The sequence below is a fragment of the Bacillus sp. JK74 genome (assembly GCF_053663395.1).
In genome coordinates this window covers 342,619-366,063 of sequence record NZ_JBSJQB010000002.1, presented here as the reverse complement: position 1 = coordinate 366,063, position 23,445 = coordinate 342,619, and the positions used below count along the sequence as shown (strand labels likewise).

The following is a 23,445-nucleotide window of genomic DNA, read 5'->3' as shown; positions in this document are numbered from 1 at the left end:
AGCATGCATGAGAATAGCTGTAGATGCAATGGGAGGCGACAACGCACCCAAAGCTGTTATTGACGGAGTAATGAAGAGTATTGAGGCATTTGACGATCTTCATATTACGCTGGTCGGTGACAAGACAACAATAGAATCACACTTGCCAACAACATCAGACCGCATCACTGTGTTGCACGCCGATGAAGTGATTGAACCGACGGATGAACCGGTCCGCGCCGTACGCAGAAAGAAAAACTCTTCTATGGTGCTGATGGCGCAGGAAGTGGCTGAAAACAGAGCGGACGCCTGCATCTCAGCGGGGAATACAGGCGCACTCATGACAGCGGGACTGTTTATTGTCGGCAGAATTAAAGGAATCGACCGGCCTGCGCTTGCGCCGACGCTTCCGACCGTTTCAGGCGACGGTTTCCTTCTTTTGGACGTGGGAGCCAATGTCGATGCCAAACCGGAGCATCTCGTCCAGTACGGAATTATGGGATCTGTATATGCCCGGCAGGTTCTCGGAATCAGCTCGCCCCGCGTCGGCTTGTTAAATGTCGGCACGGAAGAAAAGAAAGGAAACGACCTGACAAAAAAGACGTTTGAATTATTAAAAGAAACAAACGTGAATTTTGTCGGAAACGTTGAGGCGAGAGACTTGCTCGAAGGCGCTGCTGACGTCATCGTCACAGACGGCTTTACGGGCAACGTCACGTTGAAAACATTGGAAGGTTCAGCGTTATCGATTTTCAAAATGCTGAAAGATACACTGACTTCAAGTTTTGTTTCTAAGCTCGCAGCGGGAGTGCTGAAGCCGAAGCTGATGGAAATGAAACTGAAAATGGACTATTCTGAGTACGGCGGGGCGAGTCTTTTCGGTTTGAAAGCGCCCGTCATTAAAGCGCACGGCTCTTCTGACGCACGCGCTGTTTACCATGCGCTGCGCCAGGCGAGAGAAATGGTCAGCCAAAACGTGGCCGCATTTATAGAAGAAGAAGTAAAAGAAGAAAAAACAGATGAGTAGTCTGGAGGTTACCGCATCATGAGTAAGATTGCATTTTTATTTCCCGGACAGGGATCACAATATATCGGTATGGGAAAAGACCTGTACGAACGCGAAGAAGCGTCAAAACGTATTTTTGATGAAGCGGATGAAACGCTTGAAACAAAGCTGAGCTCGCTCATTTTTGAAGGTGACGCTGAAGAATTGACCCTTACATACAATGCGCAGCCCGCGCTGTTGACAACGAGCATCGCCGTATTGGAAAAGTTTAAAGAATCAGGCATCACCCCTGATTTCACCGCCGGCCACAGCCTCGGAGAATATTCGGCGCTTGTTGCGGCGGGAGCGATGACATTTAAAGATGCCGTTTACACGGTAAGAAAACGGGGAGAATTCATGAATGAAGCCGTGCCGGCCGGAGAAGGCGCCATGGCAGCTATTCTCGGAATGGATGCGGAGTCCTTGAAAAAGGTGACGGATCAAGTGACGGAAAACGGTCATCTCGTACAGCTTGCAAACCTGAACTGCCCCGGCCAGATCGTCATTTCCGGAACGGCAAAAGGCGTGGAGCTGGCTTCAGAGGAAGCGAAAAACAACGGAGCAAAACGGGCGATCCCATTAGAAGTAAGCGGACCGTTCCATTCTGAATTAATGAAGCCGGCAGCGCAAAAACTCGAGGAGGTGCTCAGCGCCTGTGAGTTAAAAAATGCGGCTGTTCCCGTGATTTCAAACGTTTCGGCTGACGTTATGACAGAAAAAGACGATATCAAGAAAAAACTGATCGAACAGCTGTATTCGCCTGTTCGCTTTGAAGAAACCATTAACAAACTGATTGACGAAGGCGTCACGACGTTTGTTGAAATCGGGCCCGGAAAAGTGCTTTCAGGCCTTGTGAAAAAAGTGAACCGCCGCCTTAAAACAATCTCGGTTTCTGACCATGAAACCATCGAACTGGCGATTCAAACGCTGAAGGAGGAGAATCAGGATGCTTAATGAAAAAACAGCAGTGGTAACGGGAGCGTCCCGCGGAATCGGTCGGGCGATCGCGCTTGATCTTGCGAAAAACGGCTGTAATGTAGTAGTCAACTACTCCGGGAATGAAGCGAAAGCGAACGAAGTCGTAGATGAGATCAAATCTTTGGGCCGAAACGCGATCGCCGTAAAAGCCGATGTATCAAATTCCGAAGAAGTACAAAACATGATGAAAGAGGCTGTCGCTGCATTTTCTTCAATCGACATTCTCGTGAACAATGCGGGGATCACCAAAGACAATCTTCTGATGAGAATGAAAGAAAATGAATGGGATGATGTCATTAACATTAACTTAAAAGGTGTATTCAACTGCACGAAAGCCGTTACAAGACAGATGATGAAACAGCGCTCCGGCCGGATTATCAACGTATCATCAATCGTCGGCGTCAGCGGAAACCCCGGCCAGGCAAACTATGTGGCGGCAAAAGCCGGAGTAATCGGCTTAACGAAGTCATCAGCCAAAGAGCTTGCGAGCCGAAATATTACGGTCAATGCCATTGCTCCGGGCTTTATTTCCACGGATATGACGGACAAGCTTTCTAAAGAAGTCCAAGATGAAATGCTGAAGCAGATTCCGCTCGCGCGTTTCGGTGATCCTTCCGATATCAGCAGCGTTGTTACGTTCCTTGCTTCTGAAGGATCGCGTTATATGACGGGCCAAACCCTTCATATTGACGGCGGAATGGTGATGTAAAGATTTGTTTTTAAAATTTCATCCTAGTTTCTCTAGTTTTTTAAAAACGAATCCTCTATAATACTTGAGGGGAGGTGAATTGCTATGGCAGATACATTAGAGCGTGTAACGAAAATCATCGTAGACCGCCTTGGCGTTGATGAAGCTGACGTCAAACTTGAAGCTTCTTTCAAGGAAGACTTAGGTGCTGATTCCCTAGATGTAGTTGAGCTTGTTATGGAACTTGAAGACGAGTTTGATATGGAGATTTCTGACGAAGATGCTGAAAAGATTGCAACAGTCGGCGACGCTGTGAACTACATACAAAACCAGCAATAAGCTGATGCTAAAAGTCCCGCCTGACAGCGGGGCTTTAGCCCTTTAATCGTTCGGTTACCGGCGTCTGACGCTGTACGCGCTGCCGATTCCGTTTACGGCGGGGAGCGCGGTGAACCTGATGTGCCTATGGAGGTTACTATGTCAAAACACTCACATTTTAAAGATAAAAAAAAGTTCTATAAAAAAATAGAGCAATTTAAAGAGTTCCAAGAACGGATTTCGGTTCATTTTCAAAACGAGAAACTTTTGTATCAAGCATTTACACATTCATCTTATGTGAATGAGCATCGGAAAAAGCCGTATGAAGACAACGAAAGGCTTGAATTTTTAGGTGACGCTGTTTTGGAACTGACGATCTCCCAATTCTTATTTGCCAAATATCCGGCCATGAGTGAAGGAGATTTGACGAAGCTGAGAGCCGCTATCGTATGCGAGCCGTCACTCGTCTCACTTGCCCACGAATTGTCATTCGGCGATCTTGTTCTCTTGGGAAAAGGAGAAGAAATGACGGGCGGCAGAAAGCGTCCTGCGCTTTTAGCGGATGTGTTTGAAGCGTTTATCGGCGCACTGTATCTGGATCAGGGCCTTGAGCCGGTTCAGCAATTCCTGAAAGAGTACGTGTTCCCTAAAATAAACGATGGTGCTTTTTCTCATGTGATGGATTTCAAAAGCCAGCTTCAAGAATTTGTACAGCGGGACGGAAAAGGATCGCTTGAGTACAAAATTCTCAATGAAAAAGGGCCTGCCCACAACCGGGAATTCGAGGCGCTGGTCTCTCTTAAAGGTGAGGCGCTCGGCATCGGGAACGGACGTTCCAAAAAAGAAGCCGAGCAGCATGCGGCACAGGAAGCTCTTGCAAAATTGCAAAAACATCATACGAAACAATAAAATCCCCCTGTATCCCTAGGGGGATTTCAGTATGTCTGCGCCTGATATAAGCGGGTGATTATGATAATATTGAGATACTTATACGATAAGGAGGATCTGGGATGTTCCTCAAACGTTTAGACGTTATAGGATTTAAATCATTTGCAGAACGGATATCCGTTGACTTTGTAAAAGGCGTCACGGCCGTTGTCGGTCCGAACGGCAGCGGAAAGAGCAACATTACCGAAGCCATCCGCTGGGTGCTCGGCGAACAATCGGCACGCTCGCTTCGGGGCGGAAAAATGGAAGATATCATTTTTGCGGGAAGTGATTCGCGCAAGCGGCTGAACCTTGCCGAAGTCACGTTAACGCTTGATAATGAAGATCAATTTCTCCCGATCGATTATCACGAAGTCAGCGTGACGAGACGGGTGTACCGTTCCGGAGAAAGTGAATTTCTCATCAACAATCAGCAGTGCCGCCTGAAAGACATCATTGACTTATTTATGGACTCCGGGCTTGGAAAAGAAGCATTCTCTATTATCAGCCAGGGGAAAGTCGAAGAGATTCTCAGCAGCAAAGCGGAAGACCGCCGCAGTATTTTTGAAGAAGCGGCCGGCGTGCTGAAATATAAAACACGAAAGAAAAAAGCGGAAAACAAACTGTTTGAGACGCAGGATAACTTAAACAGGGTGGAAGATATTCTCCACGAGCTTGAAGATCAGGTCGAACCGCTGAAAATCCAGGCATCAATCGCCAAAGACTACTTAGAAAAAAAGAATGAGCTTGAGCATGTCGAAATCGCCCTTACCGCCTTTGACATCGAACAACTGCATGGCAGATGGTCGGATTTAAAAGACAAGGTGCAGGCTGCTAAAGAAGAAGAATTGGCGGAATCATCGGCTCTGTCCGCAAAAGAAGCGATGATAGAAGAGACGAGAGATAAAATCCACGCGCTTGATGAATCCGTCAACGAACTGCAGCAGGTTCTGCTCGTGACAAGTGAAGAGCTGGAAAAGCTGGAAGGCCGGAAAGAAGTGCTGAAAGAGCGCAAAAAAAACGCCGCTCAAAACCGGGAACAGCTAGAGGAATCCGTTACACATTACACGAACAAAGAAGCCGAACTGAAAGCGGACATTGAAAAACAGTCTGCCGTCTATGATAAACTTCGTGCGGAAGTGAAGCGGTTAAACGCCCAGGTGAAAGAAAAACAGCAGGCTCTCAGTCTGCATAATGAAAATGTAGAAGAGAAAATCGAACAATTAAAAAGCGATTACTTTGAATTGTTAAACAGCCAGGCGTCGATTCGCAACGAGCTGCAGCTTTTAGATGACCAGATGTCCCAATCTGCGGTCCAGCAGGCGAGACTGACCGCAAACAATGAAAAATACCTTGAAGAACGTAACGATATTGCAGTCCGCAAAGCGGCGTGCGAAGAAGAATTGGCCGCCGTTGAAGAGGATATTCACAATCAGGTCGTCCGCTTTCGCGAAGTCCAGACAGCATATGAACAGAAAAAACGCCAGTATGAAAAGAAAGAATCAGCGCTGTATCAGGCATATCAATTCGTCCAGCAGGCCAGATCCAAAAAAGATATGCTTGAAACGATGCAAGGCGATTTTTCAGGATTTTACCAAGGCGTAAAAGAAGTGCTGAAGCAGAAAGAGCAGCTTGGCGGCATCCGCGGCGCCGTTCTCGAACTGATTGCCACCGAACAAAAATATGAGACGGCGATCGAGATTGCACTCGGCGCAGCGGCGCAGCACGTTGTCACAGACGATGAGCAGGCGGCGCGGAAAGCGATTCAATATTTAAAACAGAATTCCTTCGGCCGCGCGACGTTCCTGCCGCTTACGGTTATGAAACCGCGCCAGCTCCAAACCCGTGATGAACAGACGGCTTCAAAGCATCCGTCTTTCCTCGGCACAGCGAGCGGGCTTGTCACATATGACGCGGCGTATCGGAATGTCATTCAAAACCTTCTCGGCACCGTGCTGATCACTGAAGATTTAAAAGGCGCGAATGAACTGGCCAAGCTTCTCGGGCACCGCTACCGCATCGTGACGCTTGAGGGCGATGTCGTCAATCCAGGCGGATCAATGACAGGGGGCGCGGTCAAAAAGAAAAACAATTCTCTGCTCGGCAGAAGCCGCGAGCTTGAGACGGTGACTGCGCGGCTTGCCGAAATGGAAGAAAAAACAGCTCTGCTCGAAAAAGAGGTCAAAGCGCTGAAGCAGGCCATTCAAGAGCTTGAACATACGCTGAGCGGCCTCCGTGAAGACGGTGAAGCTTTCAGAACAAAGCAGCAGGATGTAAAAGGCAGGCTGTATGAACTCGAAGTTGCTGAAAAGAACATCAATACCCATCTGGAGCTTTACGATCAGGAGAAAGCATCACTGACGGAAAGCAGCCGGGAAAAAGAGACGCGCAAATCAGCTCTGGAAGAACAGCTGAGTGAGGCATCCGGCCAGCTGAAAGAGCTTGAGGAAGAGATGGAAAGGCTGACAAAACAAAAGCAGACCCTATCCTCAACAAAAGAAACGCTCTCTCATGAACTGACGGAATGTAAAGTGGCCGCTGCGAAAAAAGAACAGGCGTGCTCGAGTGAGGAAGACAACCTCAAAAGGCTGAAAAAAGAGCTTGAAGAAACGCAGCTCGCTCTGAAAGAAACACGGGAAGATTTAAGCCTCCTGACCTCAGAGATGACGTCCAGCACAAGCGGTGAGGAGCAGCTTGAAGAAGCAGCCCATCATAAGCTTCACGATAAAACGAGAACGATCGAATTGATCGCCAGCCGGCGCGACCAGCGTGTGAAGCTACAGCGGGCGCTTGATACGAACGAGCTTGAGCTGAAAGAGATGAAGCGTCTGTACAAGCAAAAAACGGACATTCTGAAAGATGAAGAGGTAAAACTCGGCCGGATGGAAGTTGAGCTTGATAATCTCTTGCAATATTTACGCGAGGAGTACAGCTTATCCTTTGAAGGGGCAAAAGAACAATATCAGCTTGAACTCGAGCCTGAAGAGGCGAGAAAACGGGTCAAACTGATCAAGCTTTCAATTGAAGAGCTCGGAACGGTCAATCTCGGCAGCATCGATGAGTTTGAAAGGGTAAACGAACGGTATCAGTTTTTAACAGAGCAGAAAAATGACCTGACGGAAGCGAAAAACACACTGTTTCAAGTCATTGAAGAAATGGATTCTGAAATGACGAAGCGATTCCATGAAACGTTTATCCAGATCCGTTCTCAATTCAACGACGTGTTCCGTTCTTTATTCGGAGGAGGACGGGCTGAACTGAAGCTGACTGATCCGAATGATCTTCTTAATTCCGGGGTGGACATTATCGCGCAGCCTCCGGGCAAAAAACTGCAAAACTTAAATCTTTTGTCAGGGGGAGAACGGGCGCTGACTGCCATTGCCCTTTTATTCTCTATTCTGAAAGTAAGGCCCGTGCCGTTCTGCGTCCTTGATGAAGTGGAAGCTGCGCTTGATGAAGCCAATGTATTCAGGTTTGCGCAATATTTAAAAAAATACAGCGGCGACAGCCAGTTTATCGTCATCACCCACAGAAAAGGCACCATGGAAGAAGCGGATGTCCTCTACGGTGTTACGATGCAGGAATCCGGCGTTTCCCGAATGGTTTCGGTCAAACTGGAAGAAACAAAAGAATTCGTTCAGTAACGAGGAAAGAGGTTGAAAGATGAGCTTTTTTAAAAAATTAAAAGAGAAAATCACGAAACAGACAGACTCCGTCTCTGAAAAATTTAAAGATGGTCTTGAAAAAACAAGAAATTCCTTCTCAAATAAAGTGAACGAACTCGTCTCCCGCTACCGGAAAGTCGACGAGGATTTCTTCGAGGAGCTTGAGGAAGTGCTGATTGGCGCTGACGTAGGTTTTACAACCGTCATGGAGCTGATTGATGAGCTCAAAAAAGAAGTGAAGCTGAAAAACATCCAGGATCCTCAGGAAGTGCAGTCCGTCATTTCTGAAAAGCTTGTCGACATTTATAACAGCGGCGACGAACAGATTTCCGAATTAAATATTCAGGACGGGCGCCTGAACGTTATTCTGCTTGTCGGGGTAAACGGCGTCGGAAAAACGACAACGATCGGAAAGCTTGCTCATAAGCTGAAGAATGAAGGCAAATCGGTTGTGCTCGCTGCCGGAGACACCTTCAGAGCCGGGGCGATTGAACAGCTTGAAGTGTGGGGAGAGCGTACAGGCGTGCCTGTCATTAAGCAGGCTGCCGGAAGCGACCCTGCGGCGGTTATTTATGATGCCGTACACGCGGCTAAAGCAAGAGGAGCGGATGTGCTGATTTGTGATACGGCCGGCCGCCTTCAGAATAAAGTTAACTTAATGAAAGAGCTTGAAAAGGTCAAACGCGTCATCGAACGCGAAGTGCCTGAGGCTCCGCATGAGGTTCTCCTCGCGCTTGACGCGACGACAGGTCAGAATGCGATGGCGCAGGCGAAAGAATTCTCCAAAGCGACGAATGTGACGGGTATCGCATTAACGAAGCTTGACGGCACCGCAAAAGGCGGTATCGTCCTGGCGATCCGCAATGAGCTTCACATCCCCGTGAAACTGGTCGGCCTTGGAGAAAAGGTTGACGATCTCCAGCGGTTTGATGCAGAATCTTACGTATACGGTCTCTTTTCGGATTTAGTTGAAAAAGCCGAGGATTAATGAATAAAAAACGAGTATAAAATGGACGGTTTTATACTCGTTTTTTTATACGCATTGATAGATCGGAATGGAGGGGACAGTTGTTGGACAAATGGCTGAAAGCTGAATTGGAAAGTAAGATCGGCGCGATAAACCATATGTCGCTGCTGGATGAACAGGGAGGCACTTCAACCGTTCGAAAAATAGTGACCGGCCAAGACGCATTTCTGCTGAAAAGTTCTTTTCAACAGAAGTATCGGGAATGGTTAATGAGAGAAGCCTTCGTTTTACAACAACTGACGGAAACTCGTCGTCTGCCTGTTCCTATTTATTATGGGATGATACAGGAACAGCATGCCAGCCATATCATCATGTCATTTGAGGATGGAATCACCCTGACTTCGGCTTTAAGAAAAGCAAAAGGGGATACTGAAAAGAAAAAGCTGATCAAAAGTTTCGGCCAGTTTCTGCAACGGCTGCATGAAACCGAAATGGTCTCTGGTTTACAGCCGGAAACAGACTGGCTCGATCTGCAAATCAAACGAGCCGGGGAATATGTCAAAAAAGGACAAGCTGAAGGAAGTGCAGAGCTTTTGAAGGAATTGGACAGGTACAGGCCTGTTCCTGTTCAGCAGACAATGATTCACGGTGACTGCACGACTGATAATGTGCTGGTGAAAGACGGAGAGGTCTATCTGTTTATCGATGCTGCGGGAATATCGGCGGGAGATCCGCGATATGATGAATCATTAGCGATCAGTCGTTTTGTCACAAATGAAGCATGCCTCAATGCTTTTTACGAAGGTTATTGCCGCTATCGTGTATCAAAACAAGAATTCGAGTATTTTAACGACGGTCTGTATGAATTTTTTTGAAAACTTATTATGTAAAAAGAGCATCATGCTTTGACAAGATAAAAACTTGACACACGCTCTGAAACCATGTAAACTAAGTTTTTGTAAAGGGATTTGACTTAACAAAGGGGAGAGCTCAAATGTCGCTCGAAAAAACGACGAGAATGAACTATTTGTTTGACTTCTATCAGTCGTTGCTGACGTCAAAACAAAAGAGCTATATGTCGCTTTATTATCTGGACGATTTCTCCCTTGGTGAAATAGCCGAAGAGTATGACGTTTCAAGGCAAGCCGTTTACGATAACATCAAACGGACTGAAGCGATGCTTGAACAATATGAAGAAAAACTGCTCCTTTTTAAAAAGTTTCAGGAGCGTAAAGAAATGTTTACAAAGCTGAAAGAGCTTGCTTCCGGCTTGCAGGAAGAGGAAAAAATGACGGCTCTGATTGAAGCGCTTGAGAAATTAGATTAGGAGGCGGCAAACAATGGCATTTGAAGGATTAGCCGACCGACTGCAAAAGACGATTTCAAAAATCCGCGGAAAAGGAAAAGTCAGCGAACAAGACGTAAAAGAGATGATGCGTGAAGTCCGTCTTGCGCTTCTTGAGGCTGACGTTAACTTTAAAGTCGTAAAGGATTTTGTGAAAAAAGTAAGTGAACGGGCTGTCGGACAGGACGTCATGCAGAGTCTGACACCCGGTCAGCAGGTTATTAAAGTCGTAAAAGAAGAGCTTACCGAGCTGATGGGCGGCGAAGAAAGCAAAATTGCCGCCGCCAAACGCCCGCCGACCGTTATTATGATGGTCGGGCTCCAAGGTGCCGGTAAAACGACAACCACGGGGAAGCTTGCCAACCTGCTGCGCAAAAAACATAACCGCAAACCGCTGCTCGTGGCTGCGGATATTTACCGCCCCGCCGCGATTAAACAGCTGGAAACACTGGGGAAACAGCTTGATATGCCGGTCTTCTCGCTTGGCGATCAGGTCAGCCCGGTGGAAATTGCCAGACAGGCGATTGAAAAAGCGAAGGAAGAGCATCATGATTATGTGATTTTAGATACCGCCGGACGGCTGCACATCGATCATGAACTGATGGATGAGCTCTCCGGCGTAAAGGAAGTCGCAAATCCTGAGGAAATTTTCCTTGTCGTCGACTCAATGACCGGTCAGGATGCGGTAAACGTCGCCAAAAGCTTTAACGACCAGCTCGGTTTAACGGGCGTCATTTTAACAAAGCTTGACGGGGATACCCGCGGAGGTGCGGCGCTTTCTATCCGCGCGGTCACCGAAACGCCGATTAAATTCGCCGGAATGGGAGAAAAGCTCGATGCTCTTGAAGCGTTCCATCCTGAACGGATGGCATCCCGGATTCTCGGAATGGGTGACGTGCTGACGCTGATTGAAAAAGCTCAGGCGACCGTTGATGAAGACAAAGCCAAAGAGCTTGAGCAGAAAATGAGAACGATGAGCTTCACATTGGATGATTTTCTGGAGCAGCTCGGCCAGGTCCGAAACATGGGGCCTCTTGACGAACTGCTGCAAATGATGCCCGGCGCAGGCAAAATGAAAGGCTTAAAAAACATCCAAGTCGATGAAAAACAGCTGAATCATGTGGAAGCGATCATTAAATCAATGACTGTTCTTGAAAAAGAACAGCCGGATATTATTAACGCCAGCCGGCGGAAGCGGATTGCCAAAGGAAGCGGAACATCCGTTCAGGAAGTTAACCGTCTTTTAAAGCAGTTTGAGGAAATGAAAAAAATGATGAAGCAGATGACCAACATGTCAAAAGGGAAGAAAAAAGGCTTTAAATTACCTTTTATGTAATCGGTTATACATGATAAAACCGTTGTTAAGAAAAAACACTTTACAAACACTTTTATCATTGTTAATATACTATCTTGTTGAAATATTTTCGGAGGTGCTAGTAAAATGGCAGTAAAAATTCGTTTAAAACGTATGGGAGCAAAAAAATCTCCTTTCTATCGTATTGTTGTAGCAGATTCTCGTTCACCGCGTGACGGCCGTTTCATCGAAACAGTCGGCACATATAACCCGGTTGCAAAGCCGGCTGAAGTGAAAATCAACGAAGAGCTTGCTCTTAAATGGCTTCAAACAGGAGCTAAACCTTCTGATACAGTCCGCAACTTGTTCTCAAGCCAAGGAATTATGGAAAAATTCCACAACGCTAAACAAGGCAAGTAATGACTGATCAGAACTTGGAAGATTTGATTGTCAGCATTGTGGCTCCGCTTGTCGACCATCCGGAAGACATAACGGTCACAAAGGAAGAGACTGATCAAAAGATTGCGCTGCGCTTATCTGTCAATAAGTCAGATACCGGTAAGATTATCGGAAAGCAAGGCCGGACTGCAAGAGCGATTCGAACCGTCGTTTTTGCAGCTGGCGCACAGTCTTCTAAGAAAGTTCAATTTGAAATATTTGACTGAAAAAGGGAGAGGGCCGGCACCTCCCCTTTTTTTACACGTAAAAAAGGCAAATGAACAGAAATATGTTGGAAGAGTGGGGAGTCTGGTCCTATGCAGATTATTCACAGGGTAACCGTTATGCAGGTTCTGACCGAGCAAAGCAAGGAAAAGCTTTTGGCCTCTTTTGCAGAAAAAAAGCAAACGCTTGAACGAGAATGCAGCCAGCTCTATTTTCAGCTTAGAAAACATGAAAAAGATCAGCAGAATCCCGATGTAGCGGAATCTTTTAAAAAAGCCATTGAAAAAAGACAAGACAAAATCAAAATGATCGATTTCCAAATAAGCCAGACAGAGTCGCTCCCGCTTGGAAGCGAAGTGAAGGAAAAGGAGATCGATGCGCTGCTTTCAATCAATGTCGGTGATAACTGGCATGAAAAAACAGCGGCAAATACCATCGTCATAAAAGACGGGGTAGTAATTGAAATCCGCCCGAGGTGATAATATGACAAACAGATGGTTTAATGTAGGCAAAATTGTAAATACCCACGGCATTAAAGGCGAAGTGCGGGTCATTTCTAAAACGGACTTTGCCGAAGAACGGTACAAGCCCGGCAATACGCTCTATTTGTTTGCGGAAGGGGCTGCGGAGCCAATCAAAGTAACGGTCAGCGCCCACAGGCTTCACAAGCAGTTTCACCTGCTGCAATTCAAAGAAATGCCGAGTCTCAATGAAGTCGAACACTTAAGAAACATGGTGATCAAAGTCCCTGAAGAAGACTTGGGAGAGCTTGAAGAAGATGAATTTTATTTTCATGAAATCATCGGCTGCGAGGTTGTGTCAGAAGACGGGGAACTGATCGGCACAGTGAAGGAAATCTTGACGCCCGGGGCTAATGACGTATGGGTGGTTGCAAGAAAAGGCAAAAAAGATGCGCTCATTCCGTATATTGCTTCTGTGGTAAAGGATATTAATATAAATGAGAAGAAAATTAAGATTCATGTAATGGAAGGGTTAATAGACGAATGAAAATCGACTTTTTAACACTGTTTCCCGAAATGTTTCAAGGGGTGCTCGGCTCATCCATTCTGCAAAAAGCACAGGAAAAAGAGGCTGTCCGTTTTGACGTCATCAATTTCCGGGCTTTTTCGGATAATAAACACCAAACGGTTGATGATTACCCGTACGGCGGGGGAGCCGGGATGGTGTTAAAGCCGCAGCCCGTATTTGATGCGGTTGAAAAGCTGACAGCCGGTACGGACGCCAAGCCGCGCATTATTCTCGTCTGCCCGCAAGGTGAGCGTTATACGCAGAAGAAAGCCGAGGAGCTGGCGGAAGAGGAACATCTCATGTTTATTTGCGGACATTATGAAGGGTATGATGAACGGATCCGGGAACATCTTGTCACTGATGAAATCTCCATCGGGGATTTTGTGCTGACCGGGGGAGAGCTCCCTGCCATGATGATTGCCGACAGCGTTGTCAGGCTTTTGCCGGGCGTCCTCGGAAAAGAAGCATCCCACGTGGAGGATTCCTTCAGCACGGGGCTTTTAGAGCATCCGCACTATACGAGGCCAGCAGATTATAAAGGCTTAAAAGTGCCTGAGACCCTTCTGTCCGGCAACCATGCCAAAATACAAGAATGGCGCAATAAAGAATCAATCAGAAGAACCTTTTTAAGACGTCCGGATCTTCTTGAAAACTATCCTCTCACTGATGAGCAAAGAAAATGGATTTCCGAGTGGGAAAACGAATAGATTCTATTGCGCAGGTGATGAAGATATGATAAGATACTACTTGTGGCTTAAGGAGGCTTATCCTTCAGAAGCTTGAAAACGATGTTCCGCTGTGCCTTGCAGTTGTGGCCAAGAGCATCTGTTGGAAGGAGTTGAAAACGATGCAAAAACTAATTCAAGATATCACAAAAGAACAGCTTCGCACTGATCTTCCTGCGTTCCGTCCTGGTGACACTTTACGTGTACACGTAAAAGTTGTTGAGGGTAACCGTGAGCGTATCCAGATCTTCGAAGGTGTTGTGATCAAGCGTCGTGGTGGTGGAATCAGCGAAACGTTCACAGTTCGTAAGATTTCTTACGGTGTTGGCGTTGAACGTACATTCCCTGTACACACACCAAAAATCGCGAAAATCGAAGTTGTACGTTACGGTAAAGTACGTCGCGCTAAGCTTTACTACCTGCGTGAACTTCGCGGAAAAGCGGCTCGTATTAAAGAAATCAGACGATAATGATAACGAACGAAAAGAGCTTGTTACCCGTAACAGGCTCTTTTTTTATATGAAATTTGTAAAAGCGGAACAAGCAACGTAAAATACATAAGAGATCATCGGAACATCCGGTTCCGGTAAATAAGGCAGGTGTCGAAGTCACATGACCATTCAATGGTTCCCGGGCCATATGGCTAAAGCGAGACGGGAAGTAACAGAAAAACTGAAATTAATTGATATCGTATACGAATTGGTGGATGCGAGAATCCCGATGTCATCGAGAAATCCGATGATTGAGGAGATTTTAAAAAATAAGCCGCGCATTATGCTTTTAAATAAAGCCGATAAGGCGGATGCGGCTGTGACTGCCCAGTGGAAGGACCACTTTCAGGAACAGGGCATTCCCTCTCTTTCAATAAACTCCGTTAACGGGCAGGGACTGCATCAAATCGTGCCGTCCTCGAAAGAGCTGTTGAAGGATAAGTTCGATAAAATGAAAGCAAAAGGCATTAGGCCGAGAGCAATCCGCGCATTAATCATCGGCATTCCGAATGTCGGCAAGTCTACGCTCATTAACCGGCTGGCCAAAAAAAACATTGCCAAGACGGGAGACAGGCCCGGCATTACCACTTCACAGCAGTGGGTAAAGGTAGGCAAGGAATTAGAGCTGCTCGATACACCGGGAATTTTATGGCCTAAATTTGAAGATGAGCTTGTCGGCTTGCGCCTGGCGATCACCGGGGCGATTAAAGATACGATTATCAACCTGCAGGATGTGGCTGTTTTCGGGCTGCGCTTTCTGGAAGAGCATTATCCCGACCGCTTGAAGGAGCGCTACGGACTTCAGGAAATCCCTGAGGATATCGCCGCTCTTTTCGACGCGATCGGTGAAAAACGCGGCTGTTTGATGGGCGGCGGAATGGTTGACTATGATAAAACAACGGAAGTCATTATTCGGGACATCCGTACGGAAAAATTCGGCAGGCTTTCATTTGAAACACCATCAGAATAAAGACGCGCAGCGATGCGGGTCTTTATTTTTTCCGCAGAATACCGATATACATAATGTAAGGGAGAAGAGAACGTGAATACATTAACCGTAAAAAGCGTAAAAGAACGCCTGCAAGAGGTCAGGGACGAAAGCGACCCCTTCCTTGCCCAATGTGAGAAAGACCCGAGAAAAAGCGTACAGACGCTTTTAGAGCAATGGCTGAAAAAGCACGCGAAGGAAAAAGCTCTTAAAGAGCAATGGCTGAACATGACGGCATACGAAAGACTGTCATCCAAAAAGGGCTTCCGCCTGATTGCGGGTGTTGACGAAGCCGGAAGAGGGCCGCTTGCCGGACCGGTTGTCGCCGGCGCCGTCATTTTGCCGGCAGAATGCGAGATTCTCGGTCTCACGGACTCGAAGAAATTGTCGGAAAAGAAGCTCGAGGAGTATTACAGCCGGATCACGGAAGAAGCGGCGGCTGTAGGAGTCGGCATTGTCCATGCGGACGTTATTGACCGGATCAACATTTATGAGGCCGCGAGACTGGCGATGGTAAAAGCCGTCAATGCTTTAACGGAAACACCTGATTATCTGCTTGTTGATGCCATGACCCTTCCGCTTGACATTCCGCAGTCATCAGTTATAAAAGGGGATGCCAAAAGCGTGTCAATTGCCGCCGGAGCCTGCATAGCAAAAGTAACGCGGGACCGTCTCATGGCTGAGTACGCCAAAACCTACCCCATGTACGGCTTTGAAAAAAATAAAGGCTACGGAACGAAAGAACATCTTGAAGCTCTTCAGGCATACGGACCGACAACTATTCACCGAAAAACGTTCGCTCCCGTTCAATCTTATTGTTAGAAAAGAGGCTTAAGACATGAACATTAGCGGCGAAATCCAAGCGGCTTTCAGACAGCTGACGGCGGAAATCCCTCCGGACCGGCAGGACGGCGGTAAAGACAGCGGCGCTCAAAGGCTGCTGTTAGGGAAGGTTCTCCGTTTGCTGGACGATCAAAGCGCTCTTATCCAGATCGGCGGCCGGACGATGCAGGGAAAGCTTGAAACCGCCCTCCGACCGCAGGCGTATTACTGGTTTTCTTATGACAGACAGCCGGCGGAAAAAACGGGCCGGCTTCATGTCATCGACCAATTCGAAGGAAGCCCGAAAACCGTTCAGGAAGCGGCGGGTAGACTGTTAAACGCACTTTCCGTCAAACCGGGCCCTGTGTCTCTGCAGATTGCCGAAACGTTTATGCAGCAGAAGCTGCCGATGACGGAAAACAGCCTCAAAGCCTGCATCCGCTGGGCTGAATCGCTTCCGGCCTCCGAATTGAAAAAAGCGGCGGAAACAATCGTATTTGCGCTGAAACGGGAACTGCCCGCACATCCGGAAGTCTTGTCAGCCATTCATGCCGTTAAATATCCGGTTCCGACCCGTCGCCTCCTCTCAGGACTGCTTCAGGCAATCAATCAGGCTCCGCAATCGGCAAAAGAGCTGTCTGTGCTCAAAGAGGCGGTTTCTGACGTGTTAAACGCGGAAACGGATCTTCATGCAGAACGTCTCTTGAAGAAGCTTGCCGGGGCTGCACGCATGCCGATCTCAGAAACCGGGCTGATGGATGAAGGAGAACGGACGGAATCAAAACAATCACCATTTGTCCGGGAGACTCGTGAAAACGGAAAGGCAGTCTCAAGCCAACCTTCTCCTCCGAGTGCGCGGACAGATCCGGAACTTCCTGAAAAAACGGCAAAACAGATTATAGAGAAATTAATGACATCGGCAGAAAAAACTGAAAACCGCCCCGTAAAAGTAACGGCGGAGATCATTAAGGCTTTCATTTCTCAAGAAAAAACATTTAAAACAGCACCTGTTCTTCAAAACGCACATCTGACAGAACAGGAGGCGGCTGTTTTCGAAAAAGCCGTTCAGCTCACCGAATTGAAATATGCGGAAAAACATGATGTATTAAGCCTTTTGCAAAAAATCAAAAAAGGATTGGGCACGCGTGATGAATTATCATTCATTACAGCGCTTGAAAAAGGCGTATCTCTGCAGCCGGAGAAACAAGCGCTGAAAACGGCCCTCCAAGCCGTCCGGACGCTTCAAGAAGCGCCCCAATCCGTTAAACAAGAGGCGGAACCGCTTATTCATAAATTAAACGGCCAGCTGTTTATTGAGCAGCATAACCCTTCTTTTACGCAGATGGTGCTGTCATTTCCGCTGGGAGCGTCCGCGTATGAGAATGATATCACAGTTCTCTTTAAAGGACGGAAGAAGCCGGACGGAAAACTCGATCCGTCACATTGCAGGCTCCTGTTTTTGCTGCATCTTGAAACACTGCAAGAAACCGTTGTGGATTGCATGATTCAGCAAAATGTAATGACCATTACGGTTGAGACTGATTTTGAGCTTCAGGCGGCCATCGACCCTCTCGTACCGGCTTTAAAAGAAGCCGTAAAAGAAACGGGCTTCAGCCTGTCAGGCGTCACGTCTAAAAAACGGCGCCCGAAAGACCAGAGCGCTCTTGTGGAAGAGTTTATAGAAAAAGACGGCGGAAGAAAAGTGGATGTGAAAATATGAAAGAGCAAACGCCGTTAAGAAGAGCTGTCGCCCTGCATTACGACCGGCAGAAAGACCAAGCCCCGAAGGTTGTCGCAACAGGCAGGGGGCATGTGGCGGAAAATATTATAAAAGAAGCTGAGAAGGCTGGGGTCCCCATTCAGGAAGACAGAACCCTTGTCGAATTAATGCGCCATTTGACGGTTGACGATCAGATACCGGAGGCGCTCTATGAAACCGTTGCCGAAATTTTTTCATTTGTTTACAGACTGGACGAAACCCTGAAAAACGAAAAATAAGGACCATTCATTTCCCGGACTCCATTTAAATTTATATTTTCAATAAAATAAAAGTTAGAATGTTTGGAAGGATATAAAGATTTTGTTTTGAACCCTAGACAATTCTTCCAGTATTATATAGAATGAAAGCGCAGTCTATTTTTAGTTTTGCTACATAAGTTAGGAGGATGGGAAATGAATATCCATGAGTACCAGGGAAAAGAAGTCCTCAGAAAATACGGGGTGTCTGTTCCTGAAGGTAAAGTGGCTTTTACAGCAGAGGAAGCAGTTGAAAAAGCAGAGAGCCTGTCAAGCTCGGTTTATGTCGTAAAGGCGCAAATCCATGCTGGCGGCCGCGGCAAAGCTGGTGGGGTAAAGATTGCAAAAACAAAAGATGAAGTGAAAGAGTATGCCGAAGAACTGTTAGGCAAGACGCTCGTCACACATCAAACGGGTCCGGACGGACAAGTAATAAAACGCTTACTTATTGAAGAAGGCTGCGATATTAAAAAGGAATACTATGTCGGGCTTGTACTTGACCGCGCTACTTCAAGAATCGTTTTAATGGCGTCTGAAGAAGGCGGAACGGAGATTGAAGAAGTAGCGGAAAAAACACCTGAAAAAATTAAAAAAGCGGTAATTGATCCGGCTGTCGGCCTTCAGGGCTATCAGGCAAGGGAAATTGCATTCGCAATTAACATCCCGAAAGAGCTTGTCGGCAAAGCCGCTAAATTTATGCTCGGTTTATATAAAGCATTTGTTGAGAAGGACTGCTCCATCGCCGAGATCAACCCTCTCGTCGTTACGGGGGACGGAAACGTCATGGCGCTGGATGCTAAGCTGAACTTCGACAGCAATGCGTTATACAGACAAAAAGACATTATGGAATACAGAGATTTAGATGAAGAAGATCCGAAAGAAATCGAAGCGTCAAAATACGATTTAAGCTACATTTCCCTTGATGGAAATATCGGCTGTATGGTAAACGGCGCGGGTCTTGCAATGTCTACAATGGATATCATTAAACACTACGGCGGAGAACCTGCAAACTTCCTTGATGTCGGGGGCGGCGCAACCGCAGAAAAAGTGACGGAAGCTTTTAAAATCATTCTTTCCGATCAAAACGTAAAAGGAATTTTCGTTAATATTTTCGGAGGCATCATGAAGTGTGATGTCATCGCCGAGGGCGTTGTTGAAGCGACGAGACAAGTCGGATTGACATTGCCGCTGGTCGTGCGCCTTGAAGGGACAAACGTAGATTTAGGAAAGAAAATCCTGAATGAATCAGGCTTAAACATCACATCTGCGGAATCAATGGCAGACGGCGCACAGAAAATCGTATCCTTAGTTTAGGAAAGAATGAAAGGCAGGGGACCAGATAATGAGTGTTTTTATCAATAAAGATACAAGAGTTATTGTACAGGGGATTACAGGTTCTACCGCTTTATTTCATACAAAGCAGATGCTGGAATACGGCACGAATATCGTTGGCGGTGTAACACCTGGAAAAGGCGGAACGGAAGCGGAAGGCGTACCGGTATTCAATACGGTCGCAGAAGCGGTTCATACAACGGGCGCTGATGCGTCAGTCATTTACGTGCCGGCTCCGTTTGCGGCGGACGCAATTATGGAAGCGGTTGACGCAGAAATAGATCTTGTCATTTGTATCACTGAGCACATTCCGGTTTTGGACATGGTGAAAGTGAAGCGCTTTATGGAAGGCAAGAAAACGAGATTAATAGGGCCGAACTGCCCGGGTGTTATTACACCTGAAGAATGCAAGATCGGCATTATGCCGGGATACATTCATAAAAAGGGTCATGTAGGCGTTGTATCCCGTTCAGGAACATTGACATACGAGGCCGTCCATCAGCTTTCAGAAGCCGGCGTAGGCCAATCTACCGCTGTAGGGATCGGCGGCGATCCGGTCAACGGCACGAACTTTATTGACGTGTTAAAAGCGTTCAATGAAGATCCTGAAACACATGCCGTCATCATGATCGGAGAAATCGGCGGCACAGCTGAAGAAGAAGCGGCTGAGTGGGTGAAAGCGAACATGACGAAGCCTGTTGTCGGCTTTATCGGCGGTAAAACCGCGCCTCCGGGAAAACGCATGGGCCATGCGGGCGCCATCATCTCCGGAGGAAAAGGCACGGCAGAAGAAAAAGTCAAAACGATGAACGCCTGCGGAATTGAAGTCGCGGAAACCCCTTCTGTAATGGGTGAAACGCTGATTAAGGTGTTAAAAGAAAAAGGCTTATTTGAAACGTGCAAAACGCACTGATCGAAGCAGGGGCAGCCGTAACGGCTGTTCCTGTTTTTGCTGAAAAAAGAGGAGGTTGCCAGATTTGGATCAAGCATCGCGCTGTTTAATGGTCTGCAGTATTAATCAAATTATTTCCCCGTCTCTTCTATTAAAATGGTGGAAAGCTGATCACTCTCTGTCTTTTTTACCGGATCCGCATCCATTAACTGCTTTATCAGAAGGGAAAACAGTGCCCGAAGCAATTTTTCGGGAAATAGAACGCAAGGATCCGGAACTTGATGAAGTTCTGTCCGATTACCGCCGCGAAGGCATTACTGTCATTCCGATTTCATCAACCCGCTATCCAACATGGCTTAAAGCGATTTATGATCCGCCGGCTGTCTTGTATGCAAAAGGGAACACGCCGCTTCTTGAAAAAGGCAGAAAAATCGGGATTGTAGGAACGCGGAAACCGACGGAAGACGGAATAAAAGCGGCTGGGCATCTTTCCGCCGAACTCTCAAAAAAAGGCTGGGTCATTGTAAGCGGGCTTGCATCCGGTATAGACGGATTGTCTCATAAGGCGAGCATCAGGGCAAAAGGGCTTACGATCGGCGTGATAGCCGGCGGATTCCATCACATCTATCCCCGGGAAAATCTCCTGTTAGCAGAATACATGGCTGAACACCATCTCCTACTCTCAGAACATCCTCCTGAAACAAAGCCGAAAAAATGGCATTTTCCGATGAGAAACCGCATAATCAGCGGACTAAGTGAAGGAATTGTGGTCGTACAGGGAAAAGAAAAAAGCGGTTCATTAATCACAGCTTACCAGGCCCTCGATCAAGGCAGAGAGGTATTTGCCGTTCCAGGTTCCATATTTAATCCATATTCCGGAGGACCTATAAAACTCATTCAAGAAGGGGCGAAAGCTGTATTATGCGCAGAGGATATTGACGGAGAGCTGACCGCCCGATGCGTTCAGTATACGGAACCCTTTTGAAATATCGTTTGACAAACGGTATTGTAATATTTAATAATAGTGAGGATTTAAAGTTGCATATTATTTTCATGTATAAAATGACGTTCATCATAAAGAATGAAATGTTGAAAGCCATAAAAAGGCAGCTCTAAAATGAATTGATACTTGAAAAGAGAGAGAACACCTCTTGAGGGGGATGAAAATGTCTGATTATCTAGTCATCGTGGAATCGCCGGCAAAGGCGAAAACGATTGAACGTTATTTAGGGAAGAAATATAAAGTCAAAGCTTCAATGGGACATGTCCGGGATCTTCCGAAAAGTCAAATGGGAGTTGACATCGAACAGAACTTTGAACCGAAATATATTACGATCCGCGGAAAAGGCCCTGTTTTAAAAGAATTAAAAACAGCGGCAAAGAAAGCAAAAAAAGTCTATCTCGCGGCCGACCCCGACAGAGAAGGGGAAGCGATTGCATGGCATCTCGCACACAGCCTTGATCTGGATCTCAGCTCGGACTGCCGGGTCGTCTTTAATGAAATAACGAAAGACGCCATTAAAGAATCATTTAAACATCCGCGCATGATTAATATGGATCTTGTCGATGCGCAGCAGGCGCGCCGCATACTAGACAGACTCGTCGGATACAAAATCAGCCCGATTCTTTGGAAAAAAGTAAAAAAAGGCCTCAGTGCGGGCCGTGTGCAATCCGTTGCGCTCCGTCTGATCATCGACCGGGAAAAGGAAATCAATGACTTTAAACCTGAAGAGTACTGGACGATTACCGGCTCATTTTTAAAGGGAAAAGAGACGTTTGAAGCCGGATTTTTCGGGAAAAACGGCAAAAAGCTTCCTTTAAAAAGCGAAGAAGACGTAAAAGCCGTCCTTGCTCAGCTGAAAGGCAATAAGTATACAGTTGACAAGGTGACGAAAAAAGAGCGCAAACGAAATCCAGCTCTGCCGTTTACAACGTCCACTCTGCAGCAGGAGGCTGCCAGGAAGCTGAATTTCAGAGCGAAGAAAACGATGATGATCGCTCAGCAATTATATGAAGGAATTGATCTCGGCAAAGAAGGGACAGTCGGACTCATCACGTATATGAGAACGGACTCAACGCGGATTTCCAATACAGCCGTTGAAGAGGCATCAGCTTTTATTGATCAGGCGTACGGAAAAGAGTACTTAGCGGGAAAACGGAAACCGGCAAAGAAAAATGAAAACGCTCAAGATGCCCACGAAGCGATCCGCCCGACTTCAGTACTCAGAAAACCTGCCGACTTAAAAGCGGTGCTTGGAAGAGACCAGCTCAGACTATACAAGCTGATTTGGGAGCGCTTTGTTGCAAGCCAGATGGCGCCTGCCGTACTTGATACGATGAGTGTCGATCTCAGCAACAACGGATTGACATTCCGGGCAAACGGAAGTAAAGTCAAATTCGCCGGCTTCATGAAAGTCTATGTAGAGGGTAAAGACGATCAGCTGGAAGAAAAAGACCGCATGCTTCCGGACCTTAAAGAGGGAGACACGGTTTTATCAAAAGATATTGAGCCTGAGCAGCACTTTACTCAGCCGCCTCCGCGTTATACAGAGGCGCGCCTGGTTAAAACGCTTGAAGAACTGGGGATCGGCCGTCCTTCGACATATGCGCCGACTCTTGACACCATCCAGCGCCGCGGTTACGTGGGATTAGACAATAAACGGTTTGTGCCGACTGAGCTTGGGCAGATCGTGCTGGATCTTATCATGGAGTTTTTCCCGGAAATCATCAACGTTGAATTCACGGCTAAAATGGAAAGAGACCTTGACCATGTTGAAGATGGCCAGACAGAATGGGTTCAAATCATTGACAGCTTCTATACCGATTTCGAAAAACGAGTGAAAAAAGCGGAAGCTGAAATGAAAGAAGTGGAAATTGAACCTGAATACGCAGATGAAGATTGTGAATTATGCGGCTCCCGGATGGTTTATAAAATGGGCCGATACGGTAAATTTATGGCGTGTTCCAACTTCCCTGACTGCCGGAATACAAAACCGATTGTCAAACAAATCGGCGTAAAATGTCCGAAGTGCCATGAAGGAAACATTGTCGAACGAAAATCAAAAAAGAAACGCGTCTTTTACGGCTGTGACCGTTATCCTGAATGCGACTTCGTATCTTGGGACAAACCGATTGAACGAAAATGCCCGAAATGTGAAAATATGCTCGTAGAGAAAAAGCTTAAAAAAGGCATACAAGTCCAATGCGTCGAATGCGATTATAAGGAAGAACCACAGAAGTAGCGGTGAGCAGAGCCTTGCTCACCTTCTTTGTGTGGAAGG

General features: G+C 46.8%; 24 protein-coding genes. All 24 read left to right on the top strand.

The annotated features are described in order from the left end of the window. Positions 1 to 7 precede the first annotated feature (7 nt). The 24 genes from plsX (at position 8) to topA (ending at position 23,406) form a co-directional block, all read left to right on the top strand. The gene (gene plsX, locus ACWJJ5_RS06365; protein WP_003154319.1) at positions 8 to 1,006 is read left to right on the top strand and encodes a phosphate acyltransferase PlsX; all 999 of its coding nucleotides are present in this window, start codon (positions 8 to 10) and stop codon (positions 1,004 to 1,006) included. Positions 1,007 to 1,024: 18 nt separating this feature from the next. Continuing rightward, positions 1,025 to 1,978 (top strand): ACP S-malonyltransferase, encoded by a 954-nt coding sequence (gene fabD / locus ACWJJ5_RS06360; protein ID WP_003154316.1) that lies wholly within the window; start codon positions 1,025 to 1,027, stop codon positions 1,976 to 1,978. After that, positions 1,971 to 2,711, top strand: coding sequence for a 3-oxoacyl-[acyl-carrier-protein] reductase (gene fabG / locus ACWJJ5_RS06355; RefSeq protein WP_003154312.1), 741 nt, complete (start codon positions 1,971 to 1,973; stop codon positions 2,709 to 2,711). The genes fabD and fabG overlap by 8 nt, the downstream gene beginning before the upstream one ends. An 84-nt stretch (positions 2,712 to 2,795) precedes the next feature. After that, a complete protein-coding gene (gene acpP, locus ACWJJ5_RS06350) occupies positions 2,796 to 3,029 on the top strand; it encodes an acyl carrier protein (RefSeq protein WP_003154310.1) in 234 nt (77 codons plus the stop codon). A gap of 138 nt (positions 3,030 to 3,167) precedes the next feature. Then, positions 3,168 to 3,917 carry a ribonuclease III gene (rncS, locus tag ACWJJ5_RS06345; RefSeq protein ID WP_003154303.1) on the top strand — a complete coding sequence of 250 codons (750 nt, stop codon included), beginning with the start codon at positions 3,168 to 3,170 and terminating at the stop codon, positions 3,915 to 3,917. Positions 3,918 to 4,018: 101 nt separating this feature from the next. Beyond that, the gene (smc, locus tag ACWJJ5_RS06340; RefSeq protein WP_003154302.1) at positions 4,019 to 7,579 is read left to right on the top strand and encodes a chromosome segregation protein SMC; all 3,561 of its coding nucleotides are present in this window, start codon (positions 4,019 to 4,021) and stop codon (positions 7,577 to 7,579) included. Between the two features lie 19 nt (positions 7,580 to 7,598). Continuing rightward, positions 7,599 to 8,588, top strand: coding sequence for a signal recognition particle-docking protein FtsY (ftsY, locus tag ACWJJ5_RS06335; RefSeq protein WP_003154301.1), 990 nt, complete (start codon positions 7,599 to 7,601; stop codon positions 8,586 to 8,588). A gap of 83 nt (positions 8,589 to 8,671) precedes the next feature. Then, positions 8,672 to 9,442: a phosphotransferase family protein gene (locus ACWJJ5_RS06330; protein WP_003154300.1), complete on the top strand. Its 771-nt coding sequence runs from the start codon at positions 8,672 to 8,674 to the stop codon at positions 9,440 to 9,442. A gap of 119 nt (positions 9,443 to 9,561) precedes the next feature. Beyond that, positions 9,562 to 9,894 carry a putative DNA-binding protein gene (locus ACWJJ5_RS06325; RefSeq protein WP_003154299.1) on the top strand — a complete coding sequence of 111 codons (333 nt, stop codon included), beginning with the start codon at positions 9,562 to 9,564 and terminating at the stop codon, positions 9,892 to 9,894. A gap of 13 nt (positions 9,895 to 9,907) precedes the next feature. Next, positions 9,908 to 11,248 carry a signal recognition particle protein gene (ffh, locus tag ACWJJ5_RS06320; RefSeq protein ID WP_003154298.1) on the top strand — a complete coding sequence of 447 codons (1,341 nt, stop codon included), beginning with the start codon at positions 9,908 to 9,910 and terminating at the stop codon, positions 11,246 to 11,248. Between the two features lie 105 nt (positions 11,249 to 11,353). After that, on the top strand, positions 11,354 to 11,626 hold the full coding sequence (gene rpsP, locus ACWJJ5_RS06315; RefSeq protein WP_003154296.1) for a 30S ribosomal protein S16: 273 nt from the start codon (positions 11,354 to 11,356) through the stop codon (positions 11,624 to 11,626). After that, positions 11,626 to 11,871, top strand: a complete 246-nt coding sequence (locus tag ACWJJ5_RS06310; protein ID WP_007611392.1) for a KH domain-containing protein — start codon at positions 11,626 to 11,628, stop codon at positions 11,869 to 11,871. The genes rpsP and ACWJJ5_RS06310 overlap by 1 nt, the downstream gene beginning before the upstream one ends. A gap of 90 nt (positions 11,872 to 11,961) precedes the next feature. Next, positions 11,962 to 12,348 (top strand): YlqD family protein, encoded by a 387-nt coding sequence (locus ACWJJ5_RS06305; RefSeq protein ID WP_003154291.1) that lies wholly within the window; start codon positions 11,962 to 11,964, stop codon positions 12,346 to 12,348. Between the two features lie 4 nt (positions 12,349 to 12,352). Next, positions 12,353 to 12,877: a ribosome maturation factor RimM gene (gene rimM / locus ACWJJ5_RS06300; RefSeq protein ID WP_003154290.1), complete on the top strand. Its 525-nt coding sequence runs from the start codon at positions 12,353 to 12,355 to the stop codon at positions 12,875 to 12,877. Continuing rightward, positions 12,874 to 13,605 carry a tRNA (guanosine(37)-N1)-methyltransferase TrmD gene (gene trmD / locus ACWJJ5_RS06295; protein ID WP_003154289.1) on the top strand — a complete coding sequence of 244 codons (732 nt, stop codon included), beginning with the start codon at positions 12,874 to 12,876 and terminating at the stop codon, positions 13,603 to 13,605. The genes rimM and trmD overlap by 4 nt, the downstream gene beginning before the upstream one ends. Positions 13,606 to 13,745: 140 nt before the next feature. Then, positions 13,746 to 14,093: a 50S ribosomal protein L19 gene (rplS, locus tag ACWJJ5_RS06290; RefSeq protein ID WP_003154288.1), complete on the top strand. Its 348-nt coding sequence runs from the start codon at positions 13,746 to 13,748 to the stop codon at positions 14,091 to 14,093. A gap of 142 nt (positions 14,094 to 14,235) precedes the next feature. Then, positions 14,236 to 15,084, top strand: a complete 849-nt coding sequence (gene ylqF / locus ACWJJ5_RS06285) for a ribosome biogenesis GTPase YlqF (RefSeq protein WP_007611396.1) — start codon at positions 14,236 to 14,238, stop codon at positions 15,082 to 15,084. Positions 15,085 to 15,156: 72 nt separating this feature from the next. Continuing rightward, positions 15,157 to 15,924: a ribonuclease HII gene (locus tag ACWJJ5_RS06280; RefSeq protein WP_007611398.1), complete on the top strand. Its 768-nt coding sequence runs from the start codon at positions 15,157 to 15,159 to the stop codon at positions 15,922 to 15,924. 16 nt (positions 15,925 to 15,940) lie between these two features. Beyond that, a complete protein-coding gene (locus ACWJJ5_RS06275; RefSeq protein WP_173612747.1) occupies positions 15,941 to 17,644 on the top strand; it encodes a glycosyl transferase in 1,704 nt (567 codons plus the stop codon). Next, positions 17,641 to 17,922 (top strand): FlhB-like flagellar biosynthesis protein, encoded by a 282-nt coding sequence (locus tag ACWJJ5_RS06270; protein WP_007409769.1) that lies wholly within the window; start codon positions 17,641 to 17,643, stop codon positions 17,920 to 17,922. Before ACWJJ5_RS06275 ends, ACWJJ5_RS06270 begins: the two co-directional genes overlap by 4 nt. A gap of 174 nt (positions 17,923 to 18,096) precedes the next feature. After that, positions 18,097 to 19,254: an ADP-forming succinate--CoA ligase subunit beta gene (gene sucC, locus ACWJJ5_RS06265; protein ID WP_003154283.1), complete on the top strand. Its 1,158-nt coding sequence runs from the start codon at positions 18,097 to 18,099 to the stop codon at positions 19,252 to 19,254. A 28-nt stretch (positions 19,255 to 19,282) separates the two neighbouring features. Beyond that, positions 19,283 to 20,185, top strand: a complete 903-nt coding sequence (gene sucD, locus ACWJJ5_RS06260; RefSeq protein WP_003154281.1) for a succinate--CoA ligase subunit alpha — start codon at positions 19,283 to 19,285, stop codon at positions 20,183 to 20,185. Positions 20,186 to 20,249: 64 nt separating this feature from the next. Further along, the gene (gene dprA, locus ACWJJ5_RS06255) at positions 20,250 to 21,149 is read left to right on the top strand and encodes a DNA-processing protein DprA (protein ID WP_454022292.1); all 900 of its coding nucleotides are present in this window, start codon (positions 20,250 to 20,252) and stop codon (positions 21,147 to 21,149) included. A gap of 181 nt (positions 21,150 to 21,330) precedes the next feature. Further along, positions 21,331 to 23,406: a type I DNA topoisomerase gene (gene topA / locus ACWJJ5_RS06250; RefSeq protein ID WP_025649465.1), complete on the top strand. Its 2,076-nt coding sequence runs from the start codon at positions 21,331 to 21,333 to the stop codon at positions 23,404 to 23,406. Positions 23,407 to 23,445: the final 39 nt, after the last annotated feature.

Excerpts from the sequence above, each read along its gene's own strand:
- acpP (WP_003154310.1), top strand. The coding sequence starts at position 2,796 with ATGGCAGATACATTAGAGCGTGTAACGAAAATCATCGTAGACCGCCTT.
- ACWJJ5_RS06270 (WP_007409769.1), top strand. The coding sequence starts at position 17,641 with ATGAAAGAGCAAACGCCGTTAAGAAGAGCTGTCGCCCTGCATTACGAC.
- fabG (WP_003154312.1), top strand. The coding sequence starts at position 1,971 with ATGCTTAATGAAAAAACAGCAGTGGTAACGGGAGCGTCCCGCGGAATC.
- sucC (WP_003154283.1), top strand. The coding sequence starts at position 18,097 with ATGAATATCCATGAGTACCAGGGAAAAGAAGTCCTCAGAAAATACGGG.
- rncS (WP_003154303.1), top strand. The coding sequence starts at position 3,168 with ATGTCAAAACACTCACATTTTAAAGATAAAAAAAAGTTCTATAAAAAA.
- plsX (WP_003154319.1), top strand. The coding sequence starts at position 8 with ATGAGAATAGCTGTAGATGCAATGGGAGGCGACAACGCACCCAAAGCT.
- fabD (WP_003154316.1), top strand. The coding sequence starts at position 1,025 with ATGAGTAAGATTGCATTTTTATTTCCCGGACAGGGATCACAATATATC.
- ACWJJ5_RS06325 (WP_003154299.1), top strand. The coding sequence starts at position 9,562 with ATGTCGCTCGAAAAAACGACGAGAATGAACTATTTGTTTGACTTCTAT.
- rplS (WP_003154288.1), top strand. The coding sequence starts at position 13,746 with ATGCAAAAACTAATTCAAGATATCACAAAAGAACAGCTTCGCACTGAT.
- ACWJJ5_RS06310 (WP_007611392.1), top strand. The coding sequence starts at position 11,626 with ATGACTGATCAGAACTTGGAAGATTTGATTGTCAGCATTGTGGCTCCG.
- sucD (WP_003154281.1), top strand. The coding sequence starts at position 19,283 with ATGAGTGTTTTTATCAATAAAGATACAAGAGTTATTGTACAGGGGATT.
- smc (WP_003154302.1), top strand. The coding sequence starts at position 4,019 with ATGTTCCTCAAACGTTTAGACGTTATAGGATTTAAATCATTTGCAGAA.
- rpsP (WP_003154296.1), top strand. The coding sequence starts at position 11,354 with ATGGCAGTAAAAATTCGTTTAAAACGTATGGGAGCAAAAAAATCTCCT.
- topA (WP_025649465.1), top strand. The coding sequence starts at position 21,331 with ATGTCTGATTATCTAGTCATCGTGGAATCGCCGGCAAAGGCGAAAACG.
- rimM (WP_003154290.1), top strand. The coding sequence starts at position 12,353 with ATGACAAACAGATGGTTTAATGTAGGCAAAATTGTAAATACCCACGGC.
- ACWJJ5_RS06275 (WP_173612747.1), top strand. The coding sequence starts at position 15,941 with ATGAACATTAGCGGCGAAATCCAAGCGGCTTTCAGACAGCTGACGGCG.
- ACWJJ5_RS06305 (WP_003154291.1), top strand. The coding sequence starts at position 11,962 with ATGCAGATTATTCACAGGGTAACCGTTATGCAGGTTCTGACCGAGCAA.
- trmD (WP_003154289.1), top strand. The coding sequence starts at position 12,874 with ATGAAAATCGACTTTTTAACACTGTTTCCCGAAATGTTTCAAGGGGTG.
- ftsY (WP_003154301.1), top strand. The coding sequence starts at position 7,599 with ATGAGCTTTTTTAAAAAATTAAAAGAGAAAATCACGAAACAGACAGAC.
- ylqF (WP_007611396.1), top strand. The coding sequence starts at position 14,236 with ATGACCATTCAATGGTTCCCGGGCCATATGGCTAAAGCGAGACGGGAA.
- ffh (WP_003154298.1), top strand. The coding sequence starts at position 9,908 with ATGGCATTTGAAGGATTAGCCGACCGACTGCAAAAGACGATTTCAAAA.